The following is a 650-nucleotide window of genomic DNA, read 5'->3' on the forward strand; positions in this document are numbered from 1 at the left end:
CACCAAGCAAAGAAGCTTTATCTATCGCGGCAGGTTTTAGTCGTACCTTTCGATTTAAACAAGATCGACGACACAAGGCGCAAATTCATTCTCTATTTATTATGGGTAGCACTGGCACCTTAGCGCACTCTGAGGCCAGTGACGTAGATGCATGGTTATGTATTGATGATCAGTTAACCCAGCAAGAACAAGACGTATTGAGTGAGAAGGCTAAACTCATCGACAAGTGGGCGAATGATGAAGGGCTCGAACTGCATACTTTTGTGATGTGTGCCTCTCGCTTCAAGCATGGCGTATCCGTGCCAAGCATGGATAAAGAGAGCAGCGGCTCTGCGCAACATGTCCTATTGCTCGATGAGTTTTATCGTACCGCGATATTGCTCGCTGGTCGTTATCCGCTTTGGTGGTTAGTGCCGCCGCGAATGGAGCAAGACTACGATCAAACCGCCGCAATGCTTCTTGAAAAACGCTTTATCAAAGAAACAGAGACTATCGACTTTGGTGGGTTATACGATATCCCGAAAAGTGAGTTGGTTGGGGCAGGCTTATGGCAGCTTTATAAGAGTTTAGAGTCGCCTTATAAATCGACATTGAAACTCATGTTGGCAGAGGTCTATGCCCGTGAGCTTCCTGATTTTCCAACGCTTGGG

1 protein-coding gene is annotated in these 650 nt (G+C 46.8%); it reads left to right on the forward strand.

Annotation, left to right across the window (positions count from 1 at the left end; all coding sequences use genetic code 11):
- The coding region (locus A3738_RS03355) for a class I adenylate cyclase (protein WP_197473551.1) at positions 1-650 on the forward strand (650 nt) is incomplete at both ends.

This window comes from Oleiphilus sp. HI0066, assembly GCF_001635725.1.